Origin of the sequence: Hymenobacter crusticola, from assembly GCF_002154225.1 — a bacterium.
Lineage (GTDB): Bacteria > Bacteroidota > Bacteroidia > Cytophagales > Hymenobacteraceae > Hymenobacter > Hymenobacter crusticola.
Genome location: NZ_MTSE01000075.1, coordinates 1 through 4,296, shown reverse-complemented (window position 1 = coordinate 4,296; position 4,296 = coordinate 1). Strand labels below are relative to the sequence as shown.

Below are 4,296 nucleotides of genomic sequence, written 5' to 3'. Positions count from 1 at the left end.
AGTGCCAGGGCAGGGCTTCGTCGAGCTCGTAACCCAGAAAGTAGAGCAAGTCTAGCCGCATCGCACAGTGCTCCAGCAGGCGGCGGTCGCTGGTAATGTTTTCCAAGTAGCCGATGAGCACCAGTTTGAAGAACACGACCGGATCAAGAGAAGGCTGCCCCGTGTGGCTGTAGAGCTCGCGCGTGGCCTCGTAGAGAAACCCGAAGTCGAGTAACGCGTCGAGTCGGCGGTAGAAGTTATGCGCGGGTACCCGCTCCGAGAGCCGGAAGTGCGTGACGAGCTGATCGGTNAGAAACCCGAAGTCGAGTAACGCGTCGAGTCGACGATAGAAGTTGTGGGCAGGTACCCGTTCCGAGAGCCGGAAGTGGGTGACCACTTGATCGGTGAACTGCTTCTTGCCTTGCATCTTCTCTCTACGAAAGCACCCAGCACCCAGCTACTATTTCTGCAACAGCCACGGACTGTTGTAAGGTGTCCAACCCTACCCCTTTGAAATAGATGCTCCGCCCACTCAATGAGGCAAGCCCCGCTGAGCTAGAAAGTGAGCAGGACTACGAACCGTTGCAGACAAAATCGCTCTGTATCACGCCACCCTTCCCCAAACTGCCCCAAGTAGGAAAAGTACGTAAGTCATTGACCAGCTGGGTCCGCCAAGCGCTACTACTGGCTTCCTTGCCTAGTAAGGCCTGCGTCTACTCCGTTATTTCAGCGATTTAGCAGCACGCTCAGCGATAGGTTGATCGTATAGGAATCCAGCCGTTGCCGAGGGACAGGAACGGCGGTTTGCGTGCCGAGCAAGAACCAGGCGCCCTGCTCAAACGTGTACGCATAGGCCCCGGCCAGTCCGATGTCCAGCTCGCCCTGGCTCAGCCAGGGCACAGCACGGAAAGTATAGTAGATCCCCGCGCCTCCCTGAACGACGGTGGCGCGCGCGCGCAAAGTAAACGAACCCGGACGTTGCCATAAGCTATCCAAGGAGGTGATGGCCGACCCATTGCGATTGTAGGTCAGATTCAACAGGCGGTAGCCGGCCCCCAGGCTAGGGAGCACGACTTTCACGCGTTTATCCACTAAGACCTTGTGTAAGGCGAAGCCTAACGTGTGCGCCTCTAGTGAGAACGTAGGCGTAACGGCCAGCTGGTCCGGCGTGGTGAGGGCATGCTCGTAATAGAGCGAGCCGTAGCCAAAGACGGCATTGCTGGCGAGCAGGTGCAGGCTGGTACTGGCCCCTGCCGACGGAAGCCGTGCCGGCGTGATGGCCGCGAAAAACGTGTTGAGTGGTGCCACGGCAAAGGAGGCAGCCCCAATATCGGCTCGCAGGCCCCAATAGGTGGGAAGAGTAGCCGGCTTGTTGAGTATAGTCGTCGGTTGCGCGTGGCAGCTTACGGCTACGCCCAGTCCACTACTGGCCAGCAGAAAAGATTGGTAAAAGCACATCATCGAAAGCCGGTAAGAGAAAACCAAAAGGGGTTAAAAACTGCGCTCGTAGCTAATCGCCGGTAGAAGAGGAAACAGGCTGAATTGATACAACTGCTTCTGCTTGCTCTGGTCCAGACTGTAGTAGATATAGTAGGGGTTATGACGGCTGTAGGCATTGTAGGCCCCGACGCGCCAGGTGCGCTCCCCGTGTTCAACTGACTTGCTAAAGGTGGCCCCGATATCCAGCCGGTGATACGCTCGCAGGCGGTAACTATTTTTGGCTCCGTACACCTCGGCTTCCCGGTAGAAGTAGCGGTCCGCCGCCAGGTTTGAGGGCAGGTCGTAGCCATAGCTTTGCTCGATGACGCTGTAGGTGGCCTGAGCGAGCGTGAGCGCGTTGCCGGTACCGTACACCCAAGTAGCAGCTAGGGTAATGCCGGGCCGCAGGGTATAGAGCAGCACCACGGAGGCATCGTGCCGCCGGTCAAATTTGTAGGGATACCACTGGCCTTGGTTAAGCCCGGTGAACTGGCGCTCGTTGCGAGCCAGGGTGTACCCGACCCAACCCGTCAAGCGGCCGGTTTTGCGTTGCACCAGCACCTCGAGGCCCTGTACCCGGCCGTGCCCACCTGTAACGACCTTCTGCTGCCAGTCTTGGGAACTGTTGTAGAAGGTCGCCCCCTCCCGAAATTCGATTAGCTCGCGTAAGCGTTTGTAGAATGCCTCGACGCTTACTTCCAATCCCCAGTGCGCCAAGGTGTGTGCTATTCCGATGGCTCCTTGCTGCGCCCGTTGCGGCGCTACACGCTTCGTGGCGGGCACCCACAGGTCCGTGGGTAGCCCGGCCCCATTGTTGGAGAGCAGGTGCAGGTACTGCTGCATGGTGGCCCAGGAGGCCTTGACTGCCGTATGATCCCCGAGTTGATAGGTGCCGAGCACCCGCGGCTGCCTACTGGTGAACACGTGTCCACCTACCCGGTAGGCCACGGCGCGTACGCCCACGTTCCCTGCGAGCCGGGCACCCAGGTGCAGCTCGTCTTCCGCGTAGAGGGCAAACTCCTGCGCGCCGACGCGTTGACTGCCGAAGGCCGTATCCAGTGCCGTGACATTCGAGCGCGTGGTAAAAGAATTGACACCTGGCGTGAAGGCATGGTGAATCAGGGTGCCGCCAAACCGGAACTGGTGAACGGTACTGGGAGAATACTCGAAGTCCGTTTTCAGTTGCACCTCCTGCACGCCGGAGGTAAACGCGGCCTGGCTCTTTTCACTTCGTCCGCCTGGGGAGGTATCCTGGGCTTGGTAGCGCTGCTCGTTTTCGTAGTGGAAGCGGGTATAGGCCAGCGTCGTGTTGCCGAATAGCTGCGCGGAGAACTGGCGGTTCCAGCGCAAGGAGGCCAAGGCATTGCCATAGCGCAGGTTCGTGGCCCCTTGCGTGCGCAACGCGCCTTGAGCATTGGTGATCGTTTGAGGCTCCTGCGTGACAAAGAGCCGGTCACCTCCCAAATAAGCAGCGGCAAAGAGCTGGTCTTTGGCCGAAAGCTGGTGACTGACCTTCAGGCTGGCATCGTAGAAGGAATAGCCCACTACGCTGTTACCCTCCGAGGATAGCCGACTAGCTACGCGCGAGAACAAATCCAGGTTCCCGCGCCGGACGGAGAGCACGAACGTAGTCTTGCCCGGCCGAAGCGGTCCTTCCAACGAGACGTGCGTGGCCAGCACCCCAATACCTGCGTTACCGCTGAGCTTGTGCTGATTGCCTTCTTTGAGCCGGACATCCAGTACCGAGGAGAGCCGTCCCCCGTAACGGGCCGGAAAACCGCCCTTGATCAACTGAATGTCACTGATGGCATGGGCATCAAAGACGGAGAGAAACCCGCCAAGGTGGCTCACATAGTACAGGGGCACGTCATCGAGTAACGTCAGATTCTGATCCGGCGAGCCCCCACGCACGTACAAGGCCCCACTGCCTTCGCGGCCACTCTGCACACCTGGCATTAATTGAAAGGAGCGTAACACGTCGGGTTCTCCCAAGAGGGCCGGGAGTTTACGCAGCTGGGCTACTGGAATGCGCAGGGTACTCATGGTAACACGCCGTTCAAGCGGGGCTTCTGCGGAACCCTGCACCTGCACTTCCCTCAACTGGTTGGCCGTCATCAGGGCAAAGGATTGTTCCTGGGGTTGACGAGCGGAAAGCGTCACCCGCGCCCGCTGGTAGCCTAGGTAGCTGGCGTTCAACTGCACGGAATCTTGTTCGGGTAAGGTCAGGGAATAAAAGCCAGCGGCGTTGGTGGTCGTCCCGAACGATCCCCCGGCGCCATAGACGGAGGCCCCTAACAGCTTCTCTCCGGTGCGGGCATCCCGTACATAGCCGCTGAACGTGATGCGGCGTTGTTGCGCCTGACAGGGACAGGGTCGAATGCCCACCCCGAGCCCTAGGGCGGCGATGAGTACGGAGCAAGCAGCAGCCAGGTGAGCCATCCTAACGCACGGGTAACTGCATGGCTTGTTGCGCGTAACCAGCCACGACACCGTAGCCTCCCGCCACATTCGAGTACATCGGCGATGGATCGCCCAGAAACAACAGCTGATTCAGGTCATAGCCCTCCCCTTTTGTGCCTTGATTATAGAGGTGCCGGGTCCAGCTTTTACGATACTGATAGTACGAGCGACTTACCGAGCGCAGCACCAGATACAGCTTGCCGGAGAGGGTAGGATTAATAACTTGTCCATTCCGAGTGCCGCCAGCACCATACCCATGGGAGAGAAAAGACGCCCGTAGTTCGAAGGCTCGCCCATTAAAGAGCTGGTCGGAAAAAACCAAGGAGCGCGGATTGAACTGGCGATCATCCTCGGCGGCAAGTGCCGCGTTTCCCTGGG

Annotated in this window: 3 protein-coding genes and 1 pseudogene; all 4 read right to left on the bottom strand. The window is 59.0% G+C overall.

Annotation, left to right across the window (positions count from 1 at the left end; all coding sequences use genetic code 11):
• Window positions 1-268, bottom strand: a pseudogene (locus tag BXP70_RS28760) (transposase); the annotation flags it as partial.
• 437 nt (window positions 269-705) lie between these two features.
• Window positions 706-1,440 carry a hypothetical protein gene (locus BXP70_RS28755; protein WP_086597568.1) on the bottom strand — a complete coding sequence of 245 codons (735 nt, stop codon included), beginning with the start codon at window positions 1,438-1,440 and terminating at the stop codon, window positions 706-708.
• Between the two features lie 30 nt (window positions 1,441-1,470).
• Window positions 1,471-3,897: a TonB-dependent receptor gene (locus tag BXP70_RS28750; RefSeq protein WP_179197895.1), complete on the bottom strand. Its 2,427-nt coding sequence runs from the start codon at window positions 3,895-3,897 to the stop codon at window positions 1,471-1,473.
• A gap of 1 nt (window position 3,898) precedes the next feature.
• Window positions 3,899-4,296: DUF4249 family protein (locus tag BXP70_RS28745; RefSeq protein ID WP_143436781.1), on the bottom strand; the 398-nt coding region annotated here is incomplete at its 5' end.

What these genes read in the sequence shown, in the direction of transcription:
- BXP70_RS28755 (WP_086597568.1), bottom strand. Translation starts at nt 1,440, where the DNA reads ATGATGTGCTTTTACCAATCTTTTCTGCTGGCCAGTAGTGGACTGGGC.
- BXP70_RS28750 (WP_179197895.1), bottom strand. Translation starts at nt 3,897, where the DNA reads ATGGCTCACCTGGCTGCTGCTTGCTCCGTACTCATCGCCGCCCTAGGG.